At 31.7% G+C, this 24,411-nt stretch carries 22 protein-coding genes and 1 riboswitch; of the genes, 11 read left to right on the top strand and 11 right to left on the bottom strand.

Annotated elements, in window-relative coordinates:
- Window positions 1-11 precede the first annotated feature (11 nt).
- The gene (locus HMPREF2642_RS09295) at window positions 12-1,214 is read right to left on the bottom strand and encodes an aspartate kinase (RefSeq protein ID WP_049428627.1); all 1,203 of its coding nucleotides are present in this window, start codon (window positions 1,212-1,214) and stop codon (window positions 12-14) included.
- 85 nt (window positions 1,215-1,299) lie between these two features.
- Window positions 1,300-1,476, bottom strand: a riboswitch (Lysine riboswitch).
- Window positions 1,477-1,688: 212 nt separating this feature from the next.
- Entirely contained in the window at window positions 1,689-3,296 is a 1,608-nt protein-coding gene (locus HMPREF2642_RS09290; protein ID WP_070597805.1) for an ABC-F family ATP-binding cassette domain-containing protein, read from the bottom strand.
- Window positions 3,297-3,514: 218 nt separating this feature from the next.
- On the opposite strand from HMPREF2642_RS09290, the gene cvfB reads away from it, so the two are divergent.
- The 6 genes from cvfB (at window position 3,515) to phoU (ending at window position 9,533) form a co-directional block, all read left to right on the top strand.
- Complete coding sequence (gene cvfB, locus HMPREF2642_RS09285; RefSeq protein WP_070597804.1) at window positions 3,515-4,411, top strand: RNA-binding virulence regulatory protein CvfB; 897 nt, start codon at window positions 3,515-3,517, stop codon at window positions 4,409-4,411.
- A 474-nt stretch (window positions 4,412-4,885) separates the two neighbouring features.
- Window positions 4,886-5,878 carry a PstS family phosphate ABC transporter substrate-binding protein gene (locus tag HMPREF2642_RS09280; RefSeq protein WP_070597803.1) on the top strand — a complete coding sequence of 331 codons (993 nt, stop codon included), beginning with the start codon at window positions 4,886-4,888 and terminating at the stop codon, window positions 5,876-5,878.
- A 204-nt stretch (window positions 5,879-6,082) separates the two neighbouring features.
- Window positions 6,083-7,009 (top strand): phosphate ABC transporter permease subunit PstC, encoded by a 927-nt coding sequence (gene pstC, locus HMPREF2642_RS09275; RefSeq protein ID WP_002433906.1) that lies wholly within the window; start codon window positions 6,083-6,085, stop codon window positions 7,007-7,009.
- Window position 7,010: 1 nt separating this feature from the next.
- Window positions 7,011-7,916 carry a phosphate ABC transporter permease PstA gene (gene pstA / locus HMPREF2642_RS09270; RefSeq protein ID WP_049428624.1) on the top strand — a complete coding sequence of 302 codons (906 nt, stop codon included), beginning with the start codon at window positions 7,011-7,013 and terminating at the stop codon, window positions 7,914-7,916.
- An 84-nt stretch (window positions 7,917-8,000) separates the two neighbouring features.
- The gene (gene pstB / locus HMPREF2642_RS09265; RefSeq protein ID WP_002433584.1) at window positions 8,001-8,879 is read left to right on the top strand and encodes a phosphate ABC transporter ATP-binding protein PstB; all 879 of its coding nucleotides are present in this window, start codon (window positions 8,001-8,003) and stop codon (window positions 8,877-8,879) included.
- Window positions 8,880-8,885: 6 nt separating this feature from the next.
- Window positions 8,886-9,533, top strand: coding sequence for a phosphate signaling complex protein PhoU (gene phoU / locus HMPREF2642_RS09260; RefSeq protein WP_002453208.1), 648 nt, complete (start codon window positions 8,886-8,888; stop codon window positions 9,531-9,533).
- Between the two features lie 66 nt (window positions 9,534-9,599).
- Here phoU and pepF read toward each other — a convergent pair whose 3' ends face one another.
- Window positions 9,600-11,408, bottom strand: a complete 1,809-nt coding sequence (gene pepF, locus HMPREF2642_RS09255; protein WP_070597802.1) for an oligoendopeptidase F — start codon at window positions 11,406-11,408, stop codon at window positions 9,600-9,602.
- 249 nt (window positions 11,409-11,657) lie between these two features.
- Between pepF and HMPREF2642_RS09250 the strand changes: the two genes are divergently transcribed.
- The 5 genes from HMPREF2642_RS09250 to HMPREF2642_RS09230 all read left to right on the top strand — a co-directional run bounded on the left by HMPREF2642_RS09250 (window position 11,658) and on the right by HMPREF2642_RS09230 (window position 15,475).
- Window positions 11,658-12,008: a membrane protein gene (locus tag HMPREF2642_RS09250; protein ID WP_002433873.1), complete on the top strand. Its 351-nt coding sequence runs from the start codon at window positions 11,658-11,660 to the stop codon at window positions 12,006-12,008.
- A gap of 181 nt (window positions 12,009-12,189) precedes the next feature.
- On the top strand, window positions 12,190-13,194 hold the full coding sequence (gene nikB, locus HMPREF2642_RS09245) for a nickel ABC transporter permease (RefSeq protein ID WP_049428620.1): 1,005 nt from the start codon (window positions 12,190-12,192) through the stop codon (window positions 13,192-13,194).
- Window positions 13,184-14,020, top strand: coding sequence for a nickel transporter permease (nikC, locus tag HMPREF2642_RS09240; RefSeq protein WP_070597801.1), 837 nt, complete (start codon window positions 13,184-13,186; stop codon window positions 14,018-14,020). The genes nikB and nikC overlap by 11 nt, the downstream gene beginning before the upstream one ends.
- Window positions 14,001-14,780, top strand: coding sequence for an ATP-binding cassette domain-containing protein (locus HMPREF2642_RS09235; protein ID WP_049428618.1), 780 nt, complete (start codon window positions 14,001-14,003; stop codon window positions 14,778-14,780). Before nikC ends, HMPREF2642_RS09235 begins: the two co-directional genes overlap by 20 nt.
- The gene (locus HMPREF2642_RS09230) at window positions 14,780-15,475 is read left to right on the top strand and encodes an ATP-binding cassette domain-containing protein (RefSeq protein WP_049428617.1); all 696 of its coding nucleotides are present in this window, start codon (window positions 14,780-14,782) and stop codon (window positions 15,473-15,475) included. The genes HMPREF2642_RS09235 and HMPREF2642_RS09230 overlap by 1 nt, the downstream gene beginning before the upstream one ends.
- Before the next feature lie 80 nt (window positions 15,476-15,555).
- Here HMPREF2642_RS09230 and HMPREF2642_RS09225 read toward each other — a convergent pair whose 3' ends face one another.
- From HMPREF2642_RS09225 to trpC, 8 genes are all read right to left on the bottom strand, one after another.
- Window positions 15,556-16,320: an HAD-IIB family hydrolase gene (locus tag HMPREF2642_RS09225; protein ID WP_049428614.1), complete on the bottom strand. Its 765-nt coding sequence runs from the start codon at window positions 16,318-16,320 to the stop codon at window positions 15,556-15,558.
- A 1,140-nt stretch (window positions 16,321-17,460) separates the two neighbouring features.
- The gene (locus tag HMPREF2642_RS09220; RefSeq protein WP_023350305.1) at window positions 17,461-18,714 is read right to left on the bottom strand and encodes an aminoacyltransferase; all 1,254 of its coding nucleotides are present in this window, start codon (window positions 18,712-18,714) and stop codon (window positions 17,461-17,463) included.
- 27 nt (window positions 18,715-18,741) lie between these two features.
- Complete coding sequence (locus HMPREF2642_RS09215; RefSeq protein WP_023350306.1) at window positions 18,742-19,995, bottom strand: aminoacyltransferase; 1,254 nt, start codon at window positions 19,993-19,995, stop codon at window positions 18,742-18,744.
- 274 nt (window positions 19,996-20,269) lie between these two features.
- Complete coding sequence (locus HMPREF2642_RS09210) at window positions 20,270-20,929, bottom strand: type 1 glutamine amidotransferase domain-containing protein (RefSeq protein WP_002433580.1); 660 nt, start codon at window positions 20,927-20,929, stop codon at window positions 20,270-20,272.
- 143 nt (window positions 20,930-21,072) lie between these two features.
- Complete coding sequence (gene trpA / locus HMPREF2642_RS09205; protein WP_002433703.1) at window positions 21,073-21,804, bottom strand: tryptophan synthase subunit alpha; 732 nt, start codon at window positions 21,802-21,804, stop codon at window positions 21,073-21,075.
- Window positions 21,797-23,005, bottom strand: a complete 1,209-nt coding sequence (trpB, locus tag HMPREF2642_RS09200) for a tryptophan synthase subunit beta (RefSeq protein ID WP_049428610.1) — start codon at window positions 23,003-23,005, stop codon at window positions 21,797-21,799. The genes trpA and trpB overlap by 8 nt, the downstream gene beginning before the upstream one ends.
- Entirely contained in the window at window positions 22,983-23,630 is a 648-nt protein-coding gene (locus HMPREF2642_RS09195) for a phosphoribosylanthranilate isomerase (protein ID WP_070597800.1), read from the bottom strand. The genes trpB and HMPREF2642_RS09195 overlap by 23 nt, the downstream gene beginning before the upstream one ends.
- Window positions 23,627-24,409: an indole-3-glycerol phosphate synthase TrpC gene (gene trpC / locus HMPREF2642_RS09190; protein WP_070597799.1), complete on the bottom strand. Its 783-nt coding sequence runs from the start codon at window positions 24,407-24,409 to the stop codon at window positions 23,627-23,629. The genes HMPREF2642_RS09195 and trpC overlap by 4 nt, the downstream gene beginning before the upstream one ends.
- Window positions 24,410-24,411 lie beyond the last annotated feature (2 nt).

The following is a 24,411-nucleotide window of genomic DNA, read 5'->3' as shown; positions in this document are numbered from 1 at the left end:
TCATACCAATTTTAGATATCGAATGCGTTATATAATTCTTCTACCGCTTTTTGACCATTTTCTGCATCAATAACATATGAAATACTAATTTCTGAAGTCGTTGTTTGATAGAATGGAATTTCAGAATTGATTAAAGTGATAAATGCTTTAGATGCTACTCCAGACATATCTCTCATACCTGATCCAATTAACGAAATTTTGACGTATTCTTCATTAATTTTATAATCTAAGGCTTCAAAGTGAGTGGATAGATTTTCCAATATAGATGAAATTTGATTAACGTCACTATCTTTAATCGAAAATGATAGCTGTAATCCTTCGAGATTAACGATTTGCGAAATCATATCGACATTGACAGAACCTTCCTCTAACTCAGTAAATAACTGAGTTAATAAGCGATTGTCAGGTAGGGGATAACTAATTGTGACGTGCATCATATGCGTATCTAAAGCTACTCCTGTAACAGCTTTTTTCTCTAATAAATCTGATCTAGACATAATCCACGTTCCTTTCACATTTGATAAAGTTCTCCCTAAATAAAGGGGGATTTCATAGTTTTTAGCAAGTTCAACACTTCTAGTTTCAAGTACTCCAGCACCAAGCGCACTCATTTCCATCATTTCTTCATATGACACGTATTCTAAACGCTTAGCATGACTTAATATTCTTGGATCTGTTGCATAAACTCCATCAACGTCAGTATAAATCTCGCAAGGGATTTGGTTACTTGCTGCTAGAGCCACAGCAGTAGTATCAGAACCTCCACGGCCTAAAGTAGTAAGCTCAAACTCATCATTTATACCTTGGAAACCAGCTACTACCAGTACATCGTTATTTTCAAATGCTTGATTAAATGTATCTGGATTAATCTCTGCAATTTTACTTTTCAAATGATGACCAATTGTTTTAATACCTGCTTGGTATCCAGTCATTGCTTTGGCTTTTACACCAATATCATTAAGTACCATTGAAAGATAGGAGACTGTCTGTTGTTCACCCGTAGTAAGTAGTAGGGCAAGTTCTTGATCTTTAGGTGTAGAAGTCAACGTTGACACATTTTCCATTAATTGATCAGTTGTTTTACCCATTGCACTAACTACAACGATTAATTCTTCTCCCTGTTCAACTCGTGTTTTAAGCATTTCAGCAATATTTTTTATCTTTGTAAAATCACTGACGGAAGACCCGCCAAATTTCAAAACACTTCTGTTCAATTTCAGTCCTCCTAAAATTAGGGGAGGCTCACACGATATAAAAAAAGAACAAGTTCGGAATGCGCGAACTTGCTCTACATTTATGTACAAGTGATGCACTCCATTATTTAGTAATAATGACAAACTTTCAGCTCTTAACCAAAAAGTCCAACGACTCATAACTGCTATTATGAATTGTTTCGGCATCGCACCCTTTCAAAATTAGTTGTTAGCAGACAAAATACTAAAATTTACTCATGATTGATGCTCCTCATCAAAATCTTATTCAATTGATATGAGTTTATTATACATAGAGTGTATATCTCTGTAAACCGATATGTTAGATTTTTAAAAATATACTGAAAATTTAAGAGTAATATAACACAATTTGTGATTTATTATAAATAAAACTTTATTATTGATTGCTTAAATATCAATTTCCAAAAGAAAAACTCTAGAGAATCACGAAGATGCTCTAGAGTTAAAGAAAATTTATTAACTATTTTGTAAAACACCAATTTCTTGAAGATATTCTTCATAAGGAACTTCTTTAGATAAACCACCTGGTTGATTTAAATCGATAACACGGTTTGCAATTGTATTGATGAACTCGAAGTCATATGAAGTGAAGATGATAGAACCTTTAAATGATTTCAATCCATCATTAACTGCAGTGATACTTTCTAGGTCTAAATGGTTTGTAGGTTCGTCTAGTAATAAAACGTTAGCACTTGATAACATCATTTTACTTAACATACAACGAACTTTTTCACCACCGGATAGAACACTTGCCTTCTTCTTAACTTCTTCTCCGCTAAATAGCATACGACCTAAGAAACCACGTAAAAATGTTTCAGTTTGTTCATCTTCAGGCGCATATTGTCTTAACCAATCAACTAAGTTCATGTCGACGCCATCAAAGAACTCTGAATTATCTTTAGGGAAATAGCTAAGGGAAGTAGTGACACCCCATTTAAATGTTCCTTCATCTGGTTCCATTTCACCAGCTAAAATTTTAAGCAATGTTGTTTTGGCAATCTCACTATCACCAATTAAAATAGCTTTATCGTTAGGATTCATTGTGAATGAAACATTATCTAATACTTTTTCGCCGTCAATTGTTTTAGATAGATTTTCAACAGTTAATAAATCATTTCCAATTTCACGTTCAGGAGTAAATTTAACATATGGATATCTTCTTGAAGATGGTTGAATATCATCTAATTCAATTTTTTCTAATTGTTTCTTACGACTTGTAGCTTGTTTTGATTTAGAAGCATTCGCAGAGAATCGTGCAATGAAATCTTGCAATTCCTTAATTTTTTCTTCTTTTTTCTTATTTTGTTCTTGAGCCATTTTTTGGGCTAACTGACTTGATTGATACCAGAAATCATAGTTACCTACATATAGTTTGATCTTACCGTAGTCTAAGTCAGCAATGTGCGTACATACGTTATTTAAGAAGTGACGGTCGTGGGATACAACAATAACTGTATTTTCAAAGTTAATTAAGAAATCTTCTAACCAGCTAATTGCAGGGATATCTAAACCGTTAGTAGGCTCGTCTAGTAGAAGTACATCGGGATCGCCAAATAAACTTTGCGCTAATAATACTTTTACTTTTTGATTGTTTTCAAGTTCAGACATTTTTCTGTCATGTAAATCTGCTTGAATACCTAAACCAGAAAGTAGGTTAGCAGCATCGGCTTCTGCGTTCCAGCCATTCATTTCTGCAAATTCACCTTCAAGTTCTGCAGCACGAATACCATCTTCGTCACTAAAATCTGGCTTCATATAAATCTCATCTTTTTCTTTCATAACTTCATATAAACGCTCATATCCTTTAATTACGACATCTAATACGCGTTCATCTTCATATGCGAAGTGATCTTGCTTTAATACTGCTAGACGTTCATCTTTTCCTAATGAAACATGACCTGTTTGCGAATCAATTTCGCCAGATAAAATTTTAAGAAATGTTGATTTACCAGCACCATTAGCACCAATTAAGCCATAACAATTACCTTCAGTAAATTTTATATTTACATCTTCAAATAGTTTACGATCTCCGAAACGTAAACTTACATCAGTTACTTGTAACATGCATTTGCTCCTTTATCGTTATTCTAACGGAGAAATTATATCATATAATAGTAGGAGTTTCGACCACGTTGACATAGTAATGATAGAATAAGTGACTCATGTTATAATTAAAAGGAATTTTATCGTAGTGAATCATTTATTTTAATTTTGAAAATAACTATTTATATAGAAGAAACAATAATGAAATTTAGAAATCACATTAGTATAAGGAGAAAATAATGGCATTAGATAAAGATATCGTAGGTTCAATAGAATTTTTAGAAGTTGAGGGCTTACAAGGCTCAACTTATTTATTAAAGGGGCCCAATGGGGAACAAGTTAAACTTAATCAATCAGAAGTAGCCGATGAAGACGAATTTGAAATAGGGGAAGAGTATAGCTTCTTTGTCTATCCAAACCGTTCAGGTGAACTGTTTGCAACACAAAACATGCCTGATATCACCAAAGATAAATATGATTTTGCAAAAGTTTTAAAAACTGACCGTGACGGTGCACGTATTGATGTAGGGCTTCCACGTGAAGTGTTAGTTCCATGGGAAGACCTACCAAAAATTAAAGAATTATGGCCTCAAGCTGGAGATTACCTCCTTGTTACTCTAAGAATTGATAGTAATAATCAGATGTTTGGACGCCTCGCTAGTGAAACAATTGTTGAAGGTATGTTCACACCAGTAATGGATGATAGTAAACAAAATGAAATGATTGAAGCACGAGCATATCGCTTATTAAGAGTAGGAAGTTTCTTATTGAGTGAAGATGGCTACAAAATTTTCGCCCATGAATCTGAACGTAAGCAAGAACCTCGTTTAGGAGAGAAAGTTGAAGTGCGTATCATCGGACATAATGATAAAGGTGAACTCAATGGTTCATTCTTACCGCTAGCTCATGAACGTTTAGACGATGATGGACAAGTTATTTTCGATCTACTCGTAGAATATGATGGCGAATTACCATTTTGGGATAAATCCAGTCCTGAAGCCATTAAAGAAGTGTTCAATATGAGTAAAGGCTCATTCAAACGTGCTATTGGTCATTTATATAAGAAGAAAATAATTAATATTGAAACTGGTAAAATCACGCTTACTAAAAAAGGTTGGAGTAGAGTAGAAGAATAAGAAGTATATATTAGTAAGTAATGATTGATGTACAACATACTTTAATGTAGTTAATTTAAGAATAGAATTAGAAAAATTCAAATCTAATGCAAAGGCTTATTCCTAAAATTCTAGGAATAAGCTTTTTTTATCGAATTATTTTAAATAGAGAATTAAGTATAAAACATCTTTAATAAGCGGGGGCTTGTGATCTGTCTGACTATCTAAGTACAATTTTTAATTTGTGATATCGCCACTATACACACTCACACCTGTATGTTTTCTAAATAACAACTATTGTATTTATGAATTAAAGTAATTTTTCAAAAATATAAACTTCATCTATACCTCTATAAAGCGCGTTATACCAACCTTTAAACATTCTTAACAAAAGATTTACAATTACTCTATTTTTAATTAACAAAAGGTATGTATTATAAAAGCTGTAAGAAATACATATAACATTAGGGTTATTTATACTAGGAGGATGTTTCAATGAAAAAGTGGCAATTAGTCGGTACTACTGTATTAGGTGCTTCATTCTTACTTGGCGCTTGCGGTGGTAGTAATGGAGGTTCTGGTAGCGGAAGTGATCTTAAAGGTTCTGCAAAAGGTGAAGGTTCATCTACTGTAGCTCCTATCGTCGAAAAATTAAATGAAAAATGGGCGAAAAATCACAAAGACGCTAAAATTTCTTCTGGACAAGCTGGTACAGGTGCTGGATTCCAAAAATTCATTGCTGGCGAAACTGATTTCTCAGACGCTTCAAGACCTATTAAAGACGAAGAAAAGAAAAAATTAGAAGATAAAGGTATTAAATACCACGAATTTAAAATTGCACAAGATGCTGTTACTATCGCAGTAAATAAAGATAATAAATTCGTAAAATCATTAACTAAATCTCAATTAAAAGATATTTATTCTGGAAAAGCTAAAACTTGGAAAGATGTAAATTCTAAATGGCCAAACAAAAAAATCAATGCTGTATCACCTAACTCAAGTCATGGTACATACGACTTCTTCGAAGAGGAAGTAATGAACAAACAAGATATCAAGGCTGAGAAAAATGCTGATACTAACCAATTAGTTAGCTCTGTAACTAAAAACAAAGAAGGTATTGGTTACTTCGGTTATGCGTTCTACGAACAAAATAAAGACAAATTAAAAGAAGTTAAGATCAAAGATGATAACGGCAAATTAACTGAACCAACTAAGAAAACAATCAAAAATGGTTCATATGCTTTAAGTAGACCATTATTCATCTACGTTAAAGATAAATCATTAAAAGATAACAAAGTAATGTCTGAATTCATGAAATTCGTTCTTAAAGATGAAGGTAAATCTGCTGAAGCTAAAGATGAAGTAGCTGCTCCTAAGAAAACTTATAAATCTCAATTAAAAGAGTTAAATAAGTTTTTAGATAAACATCAAAAATCTGATAAAAAATCTGACAAGAAATCAGATAAAAAATCAGACGACAAAAAATAAAAATTAGTGTACTTAATATAAAAGGGTTGGGAATTTGCAAAAGTATAAGACAAAGTGGAGAACAACCACTTTGTCTGTACTTTTTTCTTCAGGGAAGATTATTGAGTTTTTATAAACAATTGATTCATTTGAACTCATCATTCCCTAAAGTAATTCCCAATCTTTTTTAAATTATTTTGGGAGAAATTAGAAAGAGGGATTTACATGGCTTCACAAACAAATGTTAGAGAAATGATAGCCAAGAATAATGCTAAAAAGGGTGGAGCAAGTGATAAAATCGTTCCTATCATTTTGGGTATTATTTCAGCTATTTCAATCTTAACCACTATTGCTATTTTATTTACTTTACTCACTGAGACAATCACTTTCTTTACACGTGTACCATTTTCTAAATTCTTTTTAACAGGAACGTGGAATCCTACGGGTTCAAATCCTGAATATGGCATTTGGGCATTGATTATAGGTACATTAAAAATTACTTTCATTGCAACTATCGTATCAGTTCCAATTGGACTAGGCGCTGCAATTTATCTTAATGAATATGCAAGTGATAGAACACGTCGTATCATCAAACCAATCCTAGAAATATTAGCAGGTATACCTACGATAGTATTCGGTTTCTTTGCCTTAACTTTTGTAACACCAATTTTAAGAAGTATTATTCCTGGTTTAGGCGAGTTCAACTCTATAAGTCCCGGTATAGTTGTTGGTATTATGATCGTGCCTATTATTACAAGTTTGAGTGAAGATGCAATGTCTTCTGTACCTAATAAAATACGTGAAGGCGCTTATGGTCTTGGTGCAACTAAATTTGAAGTTGCTACTAAAGTTGTCTTACCTGCAGCCACTTCAGGTGTTGTCGCATCAATTGTATTGGGTGTTTCAAGAGCGATTGGTGAAACTATGATTGTTTCATTAGCAGCTGGTAGTACACCTACATCTTCATTAAGTCTAACTAGTTCCATACAAACAATGACTGGTTATATTGTTGAAGTTGCAACTGGTGACGCGCCATTTGGCTCAGATATCTACTACAGTATTTATGCGGTAGGATTTACTCTATTTATCTTCACTATAATAATGAATCTACTTTCACAATGGATTTCAAAACGATTCAGAGAGGAGTATTAATATGAGTGCAACAACAAATCCTACTAATAAAGCGTTAATAGATAAAAATAAGGTAGATAAAAACATTTCTACTCGTGGTACTAAGAATAAAATATTTAAAGGATTATTTTTTCTATGCACAGTCATCGGTCTCGTAGTATTAGTTGCTTTACTAGCACAAACAATTATTAAAGGGGCAGGACATTTAACACCTGAATTCTTTACGAATTTCTCATCTTCAACACCTGCAGATGCCGGTATTAAAGGTGCGTTGGTTGGATCCATTTGGTTAATTGTTACTATTATTCCAATTACTATCATTCTTGGAATTGGTACAGCGATTTATCTTGAAGAATATGCAAAGGACAATATTTTTACAAGTATTGTAAAAATAAGTATTTCAAACTTAGCTGGTGTACCTTCAATCGTATTCGGTTTATTAGGTTACACACTTTTCGTTGGAGCAGCAGGTATGGGCAATAGTGTCTTAGCAGCTGCATTGGCAATGTCATTATTGATTCTTCCAGTTATCATCGTTTCAAGTCAAGAGGCTATTAGAGCTGTACCTGGTTCGGTGAGAGAAGCGTCATTTGGATTAGGTGCTAATAAATGGCAAACGATTAGAAGAGTCGTATTACCTGCAGCATTACCTGGTATCTTAACTGGGTTTATCTTATCGTTATCTCGTGCATTAGGTGAAACTGCACCATTAGTAGTTATTGGTATCCCAACTATTCTTTTAGCTACACCTTCTGGCTTATTAGATCAATTCTCTGCACTTCCAACTCAAATTTACACTTGGGCTAAAATGCCTCAAGCTGAATTCCAGAATGTTGCATCAGCAGGAATTATCGTCTTACTAATTATTTTATTAGCAATGAATGCAGTAGCAATTCTTTTACGTAATAAATTCAGTAAAAAATATTAATTAAACTTATAGGGAAATAGTTATTCAAATAGTCGAGGGTGATACGTATAAAACCTCGACTATATATAGAAGGAGTTTTTAATTATGGCTAATTCACAAGTCGCAGAAAAAAATAAATTAAATGAGCAAACAGAGAAAAATAATGGCTCTGTGTCTACGATTATTACTACTGAAAATGATAAAAAAGACAAGACACCTGATAGTCAAAAAAACATCGTATATTCTACTCAAAATTTAGATTTGTGGTACGGTGAAAATCATGCGTTACAAAACATTAACTTAGATATTTTAGAAAATAATGTAACAGCAATTATCGGACCATCAGGTTGTGGTAAATCAACTTACATCAAAACTTTAAATCGTATGGTTGAGCTTGTACCTTCTGTTAAAACAGCTGGTAAAATCTTATATCGCGATCAAAACATCTTTGATGCTAAATATTCTAAAGAGAAACTAAGAACTAATGTAGGAATGGTCTTCCAACAACCGAACCCATTCCCTAAATCAATTTACGATAATATTACTTACGGTCCTAAAACACATGGTATTAAAAATAAAAAAGTTTTAGACGAAATTGTAGAGAAATCATTACGTGGCGCTGCAATATGGGATGAATTGAAAGATAGATTACACACTAATGCTTATGGCTTATCAGGGGGGCAACAACAACGTGTTTGTATCGCTAGATGCCTAGCAATTGAACCGGATGTAATTTTAATGGATGAGCCAACATCAGCATTAGACCCAATTTCAACTTTAAGAGTTGAAGAATTAGTACAAGACTTAAAACAAAATTATTCAATTATTATGGTTACACATAACATGCAACAAGCTGCACGTGTATCTGATAAAACAGCATTCTTCCTTAATGGTTATGTAAACGAATACGACGACACTGATAAAATCTTCTCTAATCCTTCTGATAAACAAACAGAAGATTATATTTCAGGACGTTTCGGATAATTATATATGGCAATCATTAGACATAAATACGAAGGTCAGCTAGATGAGTTAATCAAAGATTTACGTCGTCTTGGCCTTCGTGTTTATTTTAATATCAAAAATGCATTAGTGTCGTTAAGTGAAGAAAAAAGAACGTTTGCTAGAGAAACCATTGAGAAAGATAAGGAAATTAATCAATTAGATTATGAGATTAATGAAAAAGTCATTATGTTAATCACTAAACAGCAACCAATTGCTACTGATTTACGCATGATGATGGCAGCATTAAAAATTTCTACTGACTTTGAAAGAATGGGGGACAATGCTGCAAGCATCGCACATATACGTTTAAGAGTGAAGATTAACGATGATTATGTGTTTACACGTTTAAAGACGATGGGTAAGTTAGCAATGCTTATGCTAGAAGACTTAAATACAGCAGTTAAAACCGAGGATTTAACATTAATTAAGGAAATTATTGAAAGAGATAAAGACATTGATGATTTATACATTAATATCGTTAACACAACATACTTAATTGATAATGATCCATTCGTTGCTGGTCAAGCACATTTAGCCGCTCGACACTTAGAACGCATTGGAGATCACATTAGTAATATTGCCGAAAGTGTCTATTATTATTTAACCGGAGAGCATTACGATACATTTGACTAATAAAAAAATCGCCCTTATTGGATAAATTATATCCTGTAGGGGCGATTTTTCATATTCAATTATTCTTTATTCAGCTTCAATTTCATCTGTTAATCTCTCTAATTCATCCACCAACTCTGAGATATACTTTATTGTAGCTTTTAATGGAGCTTCAGTAGTGATATCAACACCGGCAGTTTGAGCTAATTCAACTGGAGACATACTACCGCCAGCTTTTAATGTATTTAACCAGTTATCTACAGCTGGTTGACCTTCATTTTTAATTTTTTGAGATACAACTGTACCAATAGTTAAACCAGCAGAGTACGTGTATGAATATAAACCCATATAATAATGTGGCTGACGCATCCATGTTAGTTCGACGCCATCAGTCATTTCAACCACATTACCGAAGAATGTTTCGTACACATCTAGCATAATTTTATTTAGGATCGGAGCTGTGAGTGATTCTCCTTCATCTACTAATTGATATACTTTACGTTGATATGCAGCTTCTAATAAATGCGTTACCATATTGTGGTAATAAGTTCTTGATAGAATTGAACCAATCACCCAACGTTTGAATTTAGGATCATTACTACTGTTAAATAGGTAGTTAGCCATTAACATTTCATTCATTGTAGAAGGCGCTTCAACAAAGTACATTGATGCCTCAGATTCCAGTAAATTTTGATGGTCTTGTGCTAATTTAAAATGTCCTGCATGACCTAACTCATGAGCAAGAACGAAAGTTTCAGCCATTTTGCCTGTCCAAGAGATAAACACATAAGAGTGCGTAAAGTAAGGGCTCGCACAATAAGCGCCTGTCTCTTTACCTTTATTTTGTGCGAAATCAATCCAACGATTGTTGTAAGCAGTTTCTAACATATTTACATAATCATCACCTAAAACGTTAAGCGCTCCATAAATATATTCTTTTGAAGTTTCAATAGATATATCAGGTTCATAACTTGGGTCAATAGATATTTTCAAATCTTCAAAGCGCATTTTATCAAGACCATGTACACGTTGAATGAGTTTAGCATATTTCTGCATTACAGGAGCTAAATCACTCATAATGACATCAATTTGACGGTCAAACATATCACGCGTAACTTCTTGTTCTTGAAGTAAATAATCTATTACGGAGTCATACCCACGTAAATCCGCTTCAATTTTCTCTTGTTGTACTTGCATGTTATATGTAGCTGCCGTTGTATTTTGATATTTACGTATAGCATCACTAAATGTTTTAAAACTCTTTCTTCTAAATTCAGCATCTGGATGATCTTCGTATTCATTTTCAAAAGTTGCGTAATCTAATGGATAGGTAACACCATTATGTTCAAATGATTCGAAGTCTATATCCAAACTTTTAGTGGTGCCATATAATTCAAACGGACTTCTTAAGGTAGGTGTTAATGTGGCAAGTACTTGTTCTACTTCAGTTGATAATTGATACGGCTTTCTATCATGTAATCTCTTAATAAAGTAAGGATAATTAGTTTTTTCTTGTAATTCATTTAACGTTTCCTCGGATAATGCCAAGATTTCTGAATCTACAAATGATAATAAACCAGCAATTTTTCCAGACATCGTATTAAGTTTAGCATTTACTTTTTGTGCCTCTTCATTAGAAGTATCAACACTAACTCTTAATTCAGGATAATTATATAGGCGATCTAATTGAATTAGAATGTCCTCATAATCTTTCAACGCTCGTTCGACATTCTCAATGTTAGTAAGTTGATTTTTATATTTAGAATTAAACTCTTTAGAAGACTTAAATACTTGATTTAAAGTTTCATAAAATGCTTCATCATTAATAAAAAGATCTTTGAGGTCCCATGTTTCTTGCTTTGGAACATCTTTTCTTAAAGGTAGACCTTGTGTCATCAGTCACACACTCCTTAAATTAGAATTACTTATATTATACAAAACTCAATTCAGAATAACATTTCATGTGGTTATCTAATTGTTTGTTTATCTAATATATAAGCAGGGAATTAAATATTTAATCTTGTATCATGAATAGGTTAGAATTAAGCGTGATTTATAAAACTTTCCTACTTGAGCCTGAGTAGTTTAATGCACATCAATAGTATAATAAAATTATTATTAATTAGAGAACGAGGAGATAGTATAATGACAATTTTTGATATGCCTAATTATTTATGGATTACTATCTTAGCAATGATTTTGTTAACAGTATTCTGTACTCTTGTTTTACATAAATGGTTTTCGGCCGCAATCATCACGTTTGTAGTTTTAGCATTATTAGCATTCTTTATTCCAAATTTCCATGATATTTCTTATCAACCTTTATTAGGTTATGCTGCCTTTTTAGCTATAATGAGTTTAATCATAAGTTTCTTATTGTGGTTCTTTACTCGTAAATGGCGACGTGAGCGTAAGAAAAATAAACTTGAGAAAGAAATTCGTAAATATGAAGATGATGACGATTTTAAAAAGTCGAGACATCGTTTTCGTAAATAAAATTTTTTAAAGACTCCGCACATTCGGTAATTCGAAAGTGTTGAGTCTTTTTTATTTAACGCTCTTACTATTATTTTTTTAAAATCACTACTATAATAGAAAGATGATAACAAAAACAATTTAATGTTAAATTTTATTATATAAATATTTAATTCATTTAAAGTGGAAGGATGCTTCTATAATGTTTAAAACAATCATTTCCAAAATATTGCAAATGATGATTGTTCTGTTTGTAATCACAACGCTCACATTTATTCTGATGAAATTATCACCAGGTAATCCTGTTAATAAAATCCTTCATCTTGATACAACTCAGGTTTCTCAATCCCAAATTCGAGCAACAGAACAGAAATTAGGTTTAAATGACTCTATATTTGTTCAATGGTGGCACTGGATGAGTCATTTATTACACTTCAATTTAGGTACAAGTTTTCAAACTAATGAACCAGTAACACAAGAAATCGCAGGTTATATTGGCCCAACATTGATTATTACCTTTGGCACTCTAATTGTATCTATGCTTATTTCTATACCATTAGGTATTTTTGCGGCATTAAACTATCACAAAACTTTAGATCACTTGATACGTATTTTTACTTCTCTTTCGGTAAGCTTACCTTCATTTTTTTTTGGATTAATTTTATTATTTATTTTTAATCAAAAACTCAATCTCTTACCAACATCGGAGGAGGGGTCTATAGCCATATATGTATTACCTATACTTACAATGAGCATTGGAATGTGTGCATATTATATTCGACTCATTCGATCTAATTTATTAGAACAATACCAAAGTCCAATTGTGGAAGCTTCTAGGTTACGAGGAATGTCAGAACGTTATATTTTATTTAACGACATCTTTAAACCTTCATTACTTCCCATTATCCCATTATTAGGTTTATCAGTAGGTAGTTTAATAGGGGGCACTGTAGTCATTGAAAACTTATTCGATATTCCAGGTTTAGGTTACATTTTAGTAGATAGCATCAAATCAAGAGACTATCCTTTAATACAAGGTTGCGTTTTATTTATAGGCTGTTTCGTAGTGATTATCAATACGATTGCAGATATTTTAAGTTTGATGATGGATCCTAAACAACGTTATAACTCTAAAGATGGAATAAATATTTTCAAATCCTCTCGCCAAAGCCAGCATAGACAAGAAGGTGATCGACATGAAGCGTAAACTAGCCAACCGTAATTATATTTTTTATGTGTTTGGTATTTATATCTTTATAATCATTGCCTTACAATTATTTGTAAGTCCAGACGCAGCTTTCAATGTTCATTTATCAGAGACGTTTAAACCTATAAGCTTCAAACATTTATTAGGCACTGACGATTATGGTCGCGATTTGTTTAGCCGTCTTATCATAGGCGCTCGTACAACTTTATTCATTACATTACTTACGTTACTTTTTACTATTTTAATAGGTGTGCCATTGGGTCTTTTGGCAGGCTATAAAAAAGGGATTATTGATTCAATCATTATGAGGATTATCGATATCGGTTTAAGTATTCCAGAGTTTGTCATAATGATTGCTTTAGCAAGCTTTTTTCATCCAAGTATATGGAATTTAGTCATTGCGATTACACTTATTAAATGGATGAATTATACAAGTGTAACGAGAGGGATTGTTAATTCTGAAATGAATTATTCCTATATCAAAATGGCTAAACTATTCAATGTGTCAACTTTTAATATTTTATTTAAACATTTATTACCAAAGGTCATACCATCTATTTTGGTCATTATAGTAGTAGATTTCGGTAAAATTATATTATACATTAGTTCGCTATCATTCTTAGGATTAGGGGCACAACCGCCTTCTCCTGAATGGGGAGCTATGCTGCAAGCAGGACGAAATTTCATCACGTCTCATCCTATTATGATTATTGCACCAGCCACACTTATTTCAATCACAATATTGTTATTCAATCTTACTGGTGATGCAATTCGAGACCGCTTATTAGAGAAGAGAGGTGCCGAGTTTGACTCTTTTAAAAATTAAAAATCTTAACATTAGCGATCTAAATGGTACAAGTTTAATTAAAAACCTAAACTTAGATGTCCGCAAAGGAATCTTAAATGTAATTATTGGAGAAAGTGGGGCAGGTAAAAGTCTCACAGCTAGAGCACTGTTAAATTATTTACCTAAAGGTCTTGATATGAGTTTTACGGAATATCAATTTGAGAATAATGAGGCTCGTGACATAAAAAAATTTTTAGGTAAGGACATTGGTTATATTTCTCAAAATTATGCTCAAAGCTTTAACGAACATACACGTTTAGAAAAACAACTCATCGCAATATACCGTACTCATCATGATGCAAGTCGTTTTGAAGCATTAGAAAAGATAAAGAACGCATTAAAATGGGTGAATTTAGATGATTCTAATATTATAAAAAAATATAGCTTTGAACTTTCAGGTGGTCAGCTAGAACGCGTATATATTGCTAGTGTACTAATGCTAGATCCTAAACTTATTATCGCAGATGAACCTGTAGCTTCATTAGATGTGGTTAATGGTCATAAAATAATGCAACTGCTTCAACACATTGTCAAAGATCATCATAATACGGTACTCCTTATTACTCATAATATGAATCATGTCCTTCGTTATGGAGATTATTTTACTGTTATGAAGCATGGGGAAGTGGTAGAGACTGGTGAAGTTGGCAACCTCTTAGAAAATAGAGTATCTCATTCCTATACAAAACAATTATTAGAAAACAGAAATACCTTGAGTCAAAGGGAGATAAATGAATAATGATTAGATTACAAAACGTCTATTATGAATATAGTAAAAATCATCCAGTACTTAATGGTATTAATTTAGACATTAAAGAAAATGAAAAGGTAGGTATTCTAGGTGAGAGCGGGGCAGGTAAAACTACCCTAGTTAAACTAATATTAAATGAAATCAAATCTATAAGAGGTAAAGTTAATGTAGATTCCAAACGTGTATTGCCTATATATCAACATGCATTTGAAAGTTTTGATAGACACTATACAATTCAACAATCATTAGAGGAGCCCCTTATTTATTACAATAAAGTTAAAGCTTCATTTATAAAAGAACAAATTTTAAATCATTTAGATGCTTTTCACTTATCTCATCAATTGTTGCAAAAGTATCCAAATGAAGTAAGTGGCGGTCAATTGCAGAGATTAAATATTATAAGAACTTTACTAGCTCAACCAGACATCTTGATATGCGATGAAATAACATCAAATCTTGATGTTATCGCAGAACAAAAGGTAATTGATTTCTTATTGAAATCCGAAATTGACATACCTCAAACGATGATTGTTATATCACACGATTTATCAGTGTTGCAACGTTTAACAAATCGAATTATCGTTTTAAAAGATGGATTAATTGTTGATGATTTCAAAACAAATGAATTATTTGATTCTGAACGTAATGAGTACACTAAATTATTAATTGAAACATTTGAATAATAGAAACTCCCCGCTTCATACATGCTTGATATTGAGTGGGAAGTTTTATATTGATTTTTATGTTCTACGATTAATACCTCTTAAAGATATCTATCTAAGACATTACAAATTGCTTCATTAGTATTATTTATAACTTCTATATTAGGGTTCTTTAAAAAAGATTGATACTCTACATTAGCATTTGAGACGAAATAACCATGAGAAGCATTATTTAACATATGTATATCATTATGATCATTGCCGAATGCGATATAATCCACTTCAGCACCCAATATGTATTGAATCGTCGTATGCTTATCTATACCTTGAGCAGTAACATCAATGTATGATTCATTGTAATGGTGTATAAGCTCAATTCCATTAGATTCAGTTTCTAAAGTATTAGTAATAGTAGCAAATTCTTCAGATTTAATATTTAAAAGTATAGCCTTAATCGGATCCTTTATAGCATCCATATGTAAAGATTGTGCCGTACGATTAGGGTCTATACGCTGATACAATTCAGTATCAGCATTTAGATTTGTCGAGTAATTGAATTTATCATCAATGATATATGTTAAATTGTATTGCTTAATGATTTGTTTGATAAGCGTAATATCATGAACGTCTATTTCCGAAATAATTTCGATTTGTCCATTTTGAGAAATAATAGCTCCATTTCCACCAATTAAAGTATAATCCGCAAATTCAGGAATTACTGGTAGCAAATCTCTTATAGGACGTGCAGATGCGAATATTACATTATTGTGAGCATTTTTGAGTTTTACAAGCCGATGTTTAATAGATTGGTCAACATGATGACCATCAAAACAAATTGTACCATCTATATCAAAAATAAAATTCATTATCGAGTCACTCCAAATTTAGTAATAATGAATTCAGTATAGCATACAAAATACATCAAAATGATTAACTATAGCTACTCATTAGATTTATAAGTGTGAATACATATATAGTTGCAATTTCTATTAACTAATATCATAGAGTAATGATAGTAATCTAGCTTATTAATAATGTAAGACAATAGAGAAATAAAACAAATAGTTAAACAACAAATAACGCGAGTAAGTAATATTTTATAGACAACAAGTAAGGCCCCTGAACAAATATACACAACTTCCTATAATATATATTATGTAAACTAAAAGATTAAAAACATCCCAGCGCGCATATATACAACTGATTATTATAATTATGGTTATTATTAGTATTTTAAATGTGTGCTGAATTAATTTGAATTATTTCTTCTAACACAGCCACTAAATCTCCAAGATTATTATGCGCTATGCAATCGTACGAGCTTATTATAACTTATCGCTATATACATAGAGTTAAGGCGTAAATATCTGCCATAAGCGTTTGTTTATATACTTAATTTGCTAAATTACAAGCCATTGTTGGATAATAATCACCATAAATTTGCTGTATTTAATTGAAACAAACTTTAATATCACTTTTTTAATTGATGTATGGCCCAAAATGCCTCTCAATCTCTTGTTATAAGGTGCTTTAGATTAGATTAGATGAAATCTCCTTAATTAATTGTTTTTAAAAGCAAATATATATCCTTAGTTTACATAATACTTTTATAATCATCTCTATACTATACTTCGCTTTAAATATCTTTAGTATACTGTCGATTAAATTAACAAACTTCCAAAAAATTTAGAAAATATCAGTTGTATAATCTTCATTTTTAGCTTTTTATAAAAACTTCATCATTCAAATTTGTCATTCTCTCTTTATTTAAACGATTATAATAATAGTAACTCTTATAGATATAAAAACTTTATTTAAAATTAATCTAAGTGCATTATTGTGCAATAAAAATAATATGCTATTATTAAATGTGTAGGGAACAACATGATTTCGACAACTAAGATTTATATTCTACCTACACTAACCAGTTAGAGTTTTCCAACCCTTCTCTAATATGGTAAAAGAGCATATTGGCTCTATCCCAATATGCTCTCAAATATAGATATTTATTTTTTAACCTTACTACGTATACGATCTAATGTCGTGAATAACCAATATTTCACTTTATTAATTGGTTTATAAAAATCGCCAATTAATTCTTCAATTTGAACATTAAATCCTCTCTTAAAGCGATAAACACCATAATCTTCACTATCTTTAGTAAAGTCACCAGATAAACCATAAAAGTTATATCTTGCGTAACCATTATCGAAGCAATAATTTATCATATGCCAATGCATTGCATAAGGTCCCATATATTGGTTGAACTTTTCTGAAGAACCTCCTGAGAAATAATTGACTTCATATGCATTAGCGAAGTATACACCTGCTGCTAAGTTTAGAATGGATCCTTCAGTTTGACGAATCTCACTAGCATTTAGTAATTCTTTTTTGTCATGCTCAATTTGTTTATCTAATTCGGCAATTTTTCTTAATTGCTTATCATTTTTATTTTCTTTAGCCATCATATCATCACGACGATTCTCTTTATCATTTAAAGAATGTTGAACTTTTTCTATGTATTCATCTAAGTCTATATAGGCCAATGGTAAAAGAACTTTATCGCCATAGTGATCAATGAAATTATAGAAATATTGATCTGTTTTAGATACAAAGCCTGTTCTAGCTTCAGTTTCGCGATATAAATCTAAGAATTTATCAAATTCATCTCTCTCAAGAAATCTTACTTTAATTCCATAGTTTATCGCTTTATTAATATTTCTTTTACGTTGACTATCAAATTCCTTTTTCAGTGAAGAAGGTGTCTTACCTTCTAAATCTAAAACGCCCATCCATCTTACTTGGCTAGAAGTATCATATTCAGTTGTGAAACCATGGTGGTCATAACCATGTGATTTAAAGAGGTTAACTAAAGCATCGTTCTTCTCAGTTAAAGGATTGATGTCTTTATCATGAACTTGATATATCCAATAAGGATCTAATTTTACGTATAAACATTGATGTTGGTGTAGATAATTTTCCAATTCTCTTAAATAAAAATCAACTAAACCTAAATCTGAATAATCCATAACTGGACCACGATTTGAATAATATACATAACTTCCCATTGTAGGAATTTTAGAGAAAAGACTTGCTGCAATTACTCTATTGTCATCATCTTTAACACCTAATAATACAACTTGGAATCCATCTGCTTCACGCGTAGCAATATTTTCCTTTACCTGAAAATAATGGCTTTCTAATGATGGATTTTGTACAAAGTTTTCGAATTCTTTAACTGTTAACTCTGTAAATTTCATAATTAGATAATTCCCTTCCTAAAAAATCTATTTCTTTAACTTTTTAAGTGCGTTATAGATTGCATACATAGGTTTATTGATTGGTTTTATAAAATCACCTACATATTCAATAACATCAGCGTTATAGCCTTTTTTGAACTTAATTACTCCTACATCTTCAGCGTCTTCACTGAAGTCCCCACTAACTCCATAAAAATTATAACGATCAATACCATGTTCTAAAGCATAGTTTATCATTTTCCATTGAATTGCATAACTACCAGCATAATGACGATAACGATTTGAAGTACCACCGGCGTAATATACAACCTCAAAAGGATTAATGAAAAAGTATCCTGCTGAAATAGGTAATTCATTACCATGTTCTTGTTGTAAATTTTTAGCTTCATCAATTTTTTGTTGATTTGCATCTAATTGTTGTTGAAGATTATCCTTTTTGTTATAAGCTTTCTTATTGTCAGGTCTCTTCTCAATATCTTTAAGCGCTTTATTTAAATCCTTATTGAGAACATCTCTTTCATTATTAAGTTCCTCGATATATTCATCGAAATCAATATATGCTAATGGTACTAACACTCTGTCTTTGAAATGTTTGAATCTATTATAATAGAAACTATCATCTCTATCAGCGAATTCTTTCGTTTCAGTAGTATCTTCCATAAATGATCTGAAAATAGGTAATTCATCTTCGGATAGGAAACGAACTTTAACACCATTTTTTTGTACTTTCTTAGTATTTCGCTTTCTTAAACTATCCATTCCTTTAAGAATATCTTTAGATGTTTTATCTTTTAAATCTAAAACAGAATGGTATCTTACTTGTAATATAGGATGGAAGCCTTTATGAAAGCCTTCATGTTCAAATCCTAATTCTTCCATTTTATTGAAAAACCAATCATGGCCAGCATTTCCAATAATTTCACCATCATGATTTAAGTATTGGTATGGAAGATAAGGGTCAACTCTTAGATAAAGACAGTTATACTTTTTTACGTATTTACTTAGTTCATTAAAGAAAAAGTGAACAAGTTCTTTATTATCATAATCAATTACTGGCCCGCGATTTGAATAAAAATATTTAAAAATTTTCATTACAGGTACAGCAGTTAATAAACATGCAGCAATCACTTGATTGTCATTATTTTTAATTCCTACAAGATGTGAATCCGTTCCTTCAGCAACTTTAAGTTCATAATTACCTTCCATCTGAGTAAAATGGCTATAAGGCATTTGATCAGTAAAGTCACTAAATTCTTTGGCTGTTAAATTCGTAAACTTCATTATCATAACTCCTATTAATCTCTTTATAACTCTCTTTATTTAACATTAAGTATGATAGATTGTTGTTAAATATACATTATATGTAACTTTATGATTATATATGTTATCTATACTTCTAATCTTAACAAGTATACAATAGTTAAACCCAAAACTAAAATATTAACTAATTTAAAAATTGCACTAAATTGGTAATCAACTTTAGATTTGAATAATTATGTAAAAAATAATATGGACTAAACAAAGGTTTGAGCCCATATTATTTTGTAACCAGTTTTTATTTTAATGCATTTACAAGTGCTTTACCAATGACTTCGCTTGATTGAGGATTTTGACCAGTAATAAACTTACGATCCTCTTCTAAATGTGAAGTAAAATCATCACTTGTAATGAAATGAGCACCTTGTTCTTCTAATTTAGATTGCGTTAAAAATGGTACTTTATCTTCCAGTCCCATTGCTTTTTCTTCACTATCAGTAAAAGCGGTTAAGCGTATACCATCAACAAGATATTTACCATTACTTGTTTTAACACCAACAAATGCACTTGGTCCGTGACAAACTGATGAAATAATTTTATCATGGTCTCTAAAATGTACTAAAATATTTGCTAATTTTTCATTATTAGCAAAATCAAAAACTGTGCCATGACCACCTGGTAAATAAATTGCTTCATACTCATCAACATCAATGTCCTCAATACTTGGTGTATGATTTAACTGCGAAGTAAATGAAGTATATTTGTTTAATAACTCATCTGAAGTGGAGTTAGGGTCTAAGTTAACCTTACCACCTTTGATTGACGCTATATCAACATCAATCCCTTCGTTTCTAAGAATATCATAAGGTTCTCCGGCTTCTTCTAACCATAAACCAGTTTCCGTACCATCAGGATACTGACTCGTACTAGTTAGAACAAATAATACTTTTTTACTCATTCACTTTCACCTCTTTAACTTGTTATAAAATTAATTTACCCCGATTAGCTATGAAATATTCAAATATAAATTTAATATAGCTATCCCCTCAAAATTAAAAAAAGGTTGGAATACCCATTTATCCCAACCTATTAACTGCCATTTTAAATTTGATCGAGTGTCTTTCTTATGCTTCTTAAAAATTGAAACATCTCACTAGGATCACTCTCAGCGAATCTTTTTACAATTTCACTGCCGATGACAACGCCATCTGCTATACGTCCAATATCTTTCACATGTTCTTGATTTCTAATACCGAATCCAGCAACCACAGGTACATCTGTGACACCTTTAATTAATTCGATTTTTCTTTTTAATTCAGGGTGAAATTGACCATTTTCTCCAGTAGTAGCATTCATCGTAACCGTGTAAATAAAACCTTCTGCCTTTTTAGCAATATTTTTAATTCTTTCCTCAGAAGTAGTCATTGCTATAAGTGAGATTAATTTAACTTTCTCATTAGGGAAATCTTTTTTAAACTTTTGGGTTAGTTCAAACGGCAAATCTGGAATGATTAAACCATATACACCTGCTTCCTCACATTTATTTAAAAATTCATTCTCCCCAAATGATGAGATAATATTATAATAGGTCATTAAAACATATTTAGAAGTTATAGTCTCTTTATTTTTAATTAACTGTTCAAATATAAAATTAATATTCACGCCTTCTTCAATGGCTTTTGCTCCAGCGTTCATGATTGTTGAACCGTCCGCTACTGGATCTGAAAAAGGAACACCAATTTCTATAATATCAGCACCTGCTTCACTTAGTATCTTTAAGTTCTCAATAAACTTTAAATTTCCCATTATATAAGGAATAAATAACTTACTCATCTATATCACCACGACTTTCAGTATAATTTCTAATTGTTTCCATATCTTTATCCCCTCTACCAGAGACAGTAATAACAATAATTTCATCTTTTCTCATTTTTGGAGCTAACTTTTCAACATAACTAATCGCATGAGCACTTTCAATTGCAGGAATAATACCTTCAGCTCTAGAGAATCTTATTAGAGCTTCCATGGCTTCTTCATCAGAGGCATTTACATATTTCACTCTACCTATATCATTATAATATGAATGTTCCGGACCTATTCCTGGGTAATCTAGTCCTGCAGATATTGAATGGGCTAACTCTATCTGTCCATCCTCATCTTGAATAAGATACATTTTAGATCCATGTAGAACACCAGGTTTTCCCTTTCCTATAGCTAATGCATGTTTATTTGAGTTAACTCCTTTACCTGCAGCTTCAACCCCGTAAAGTTTTACGTCATCATTAATAAATGGATGGAAGGTCCCTATCGCATTAGAACCCCCACCTACACATGCAACTATAGCCTCTGGTAAACGCCCTTCTTTTTGATTAATTTGTCTTTTTATTTCGTTTCCAATCACACTTTGGAAATCTCTAACCATTGTAGGAAAAGGATCAGGTCCTAAGGCTGAACCTAATAAATAATGTGTGTCCTCTACATGGCTTACCCAATATTTTAAAGCTCTATTGACAGCATCAGACAATGTTCCTTGTCCTTCTTCTACTGAAACAACTTTTGCGCCTAGAAGTTCCATTCTAAATACATTCAATTGTTGTCTTTTAACATCTTCTTTTCCCATAAAAACGATGAGCTCCATATCGAATAAAGCAGCTACTGTGGCACTCGCCACACCATGTTGCCCAGCACCTGTTTCAGCAACTAATTTTGTTTTTCCCATACGCTTCGCCAACAATGCTTGACCTAAAGCGTTATTAATTTTATGTGCCCCAGTATGATTTAAGTCTTCACGTTTTAAATATATTTTGGCTCCTCCTAAATCTTCGGTAAATGATTTAGCGTAAGTAAGTGGTGTTTCTCTTCCGACATAGTCTTTTAAATAACTTGCGAGCTCCTCTTGGAATGATTCGTCTTGTTTAGCCTGTTGATAAGCTTTTTTGAGTTCTATGATTGCAGGCATCAGTGTTTCAGGGACATACTGGCCACCATATTCACCAAAAAAACCTAGCTCGTCAGCTTCTGTTTGTATGTTCATTTCTTTCATCTCCTTTAATTATTTTTATAATTTGCGTCATTTTTGCTAAATCTTTAATATTATCTGTCTCAATCCCACTAGCAATATCGTAACCACACTGACCTAATTTAAGGTATTTTAGTTTACTAATATGATTTATATCTAACCCGCCAGCTATTAAAAAACGTGATTTCCGAATATTACTAAGCATATTCCAATCATATGTATCACCTGTTCCACCATAATTTTGAGATGGTGTATCAATAATAAATAAATCAACGGTTTTCTCATATTTTTCAATATTTTTATTTAAATATTTATCAGCAGGAATTGCTTTAAAAATTTTAATCGTAGGATTTAACTTTCTAATTGCTTTTATTAATTGAATAGACTCACTTCCATGAAGTTGTATTACGTTGATATTAGTTTCATTGAAGACTTGCTTAATTAAGTCTAATGTTGGATTTACCAAGACTACCACGCGATGAATATGGTCTGGAACTCGTTTGGACAGTAATTTTAATTGATTCATAATCACGTGTCGTTTACTGCTAGGAAAATGGACAAACCCTATTGCATCAACATTTAGATTTTTAACCTTTTCGATATCTTCTTCACTTTTAAACCCGCAAAATTTTAAAATCATTGATGAATCTTCTCCATTTTTAAGCTTGGTAAAAATTGACTTAAGTCGTTGCATTTCATTAATGATTCACCCACTAGTAAGCCATCTATACCTGACTGTAAAATGTGCTCAACATCATGAGTACTATGAATACCGCTTTCTGAAATATAATGAAATCCTTTCTTTTTAAATTTTAAAATTTGGTTCGTATGTTCCACGTTAGTAACAAACCGTTTCAAATCTCGATTATTAACTCCAATTATTTTTGGCGATAATTGATGTGCTCTATTTAATTCATTTCTATCATGTACCTCAACTAAAACTTCTAAGTTAAGTTCTGTTGCATAATCATATAAAGTTTTTAACTCTTTGTCTGTGAGAATGTTAACAATAAGCAAAACAATAGAAGCACCTGCTTTTTTAGCTACGTCAATTTGAATTTTATCTACTATAAAATCTTTACACAGTACTGGTAAAGATGTTTCGACGGTGAGTTCACTCAATCTTTCGAAACTACCACCAAAGTATTTTTCATCTGTTAAGATTGAAATTGCATTTGCACCATATAATTCATATTCTTTTACTTGATCTATTAAGTTTCTATGAGGTAATTGTTTTAGCGTTGGACTTTTAGTCTTTATTTCTGCAATAACCGATAACTTTTTTTCATTTTTCAATGCATTTATTAATTTCTTCTTATTAGAAACATCAACATATTCTAATTCTTCTAATTTTTGTTGATAATATCCTTCCTTAAGTAGTGACTTTTTATAATTAACTATTTCATTAAGTATCGTCATCA

The organism is Staphylococcus sp. HMSC055A09, assembly GCF_001809655.1.
Classification (GTDB): domain Bacteria; phylum Bacillota; class Bacilli; order Staphylococcales; family Staphylococcaceae; genus Staphylococcus; species Staphylococcus capitis.
Note: the sequence above shows the minus strand (reverse complement) of the source record. Positions and strands in the feature narration are given on the sequence as shown.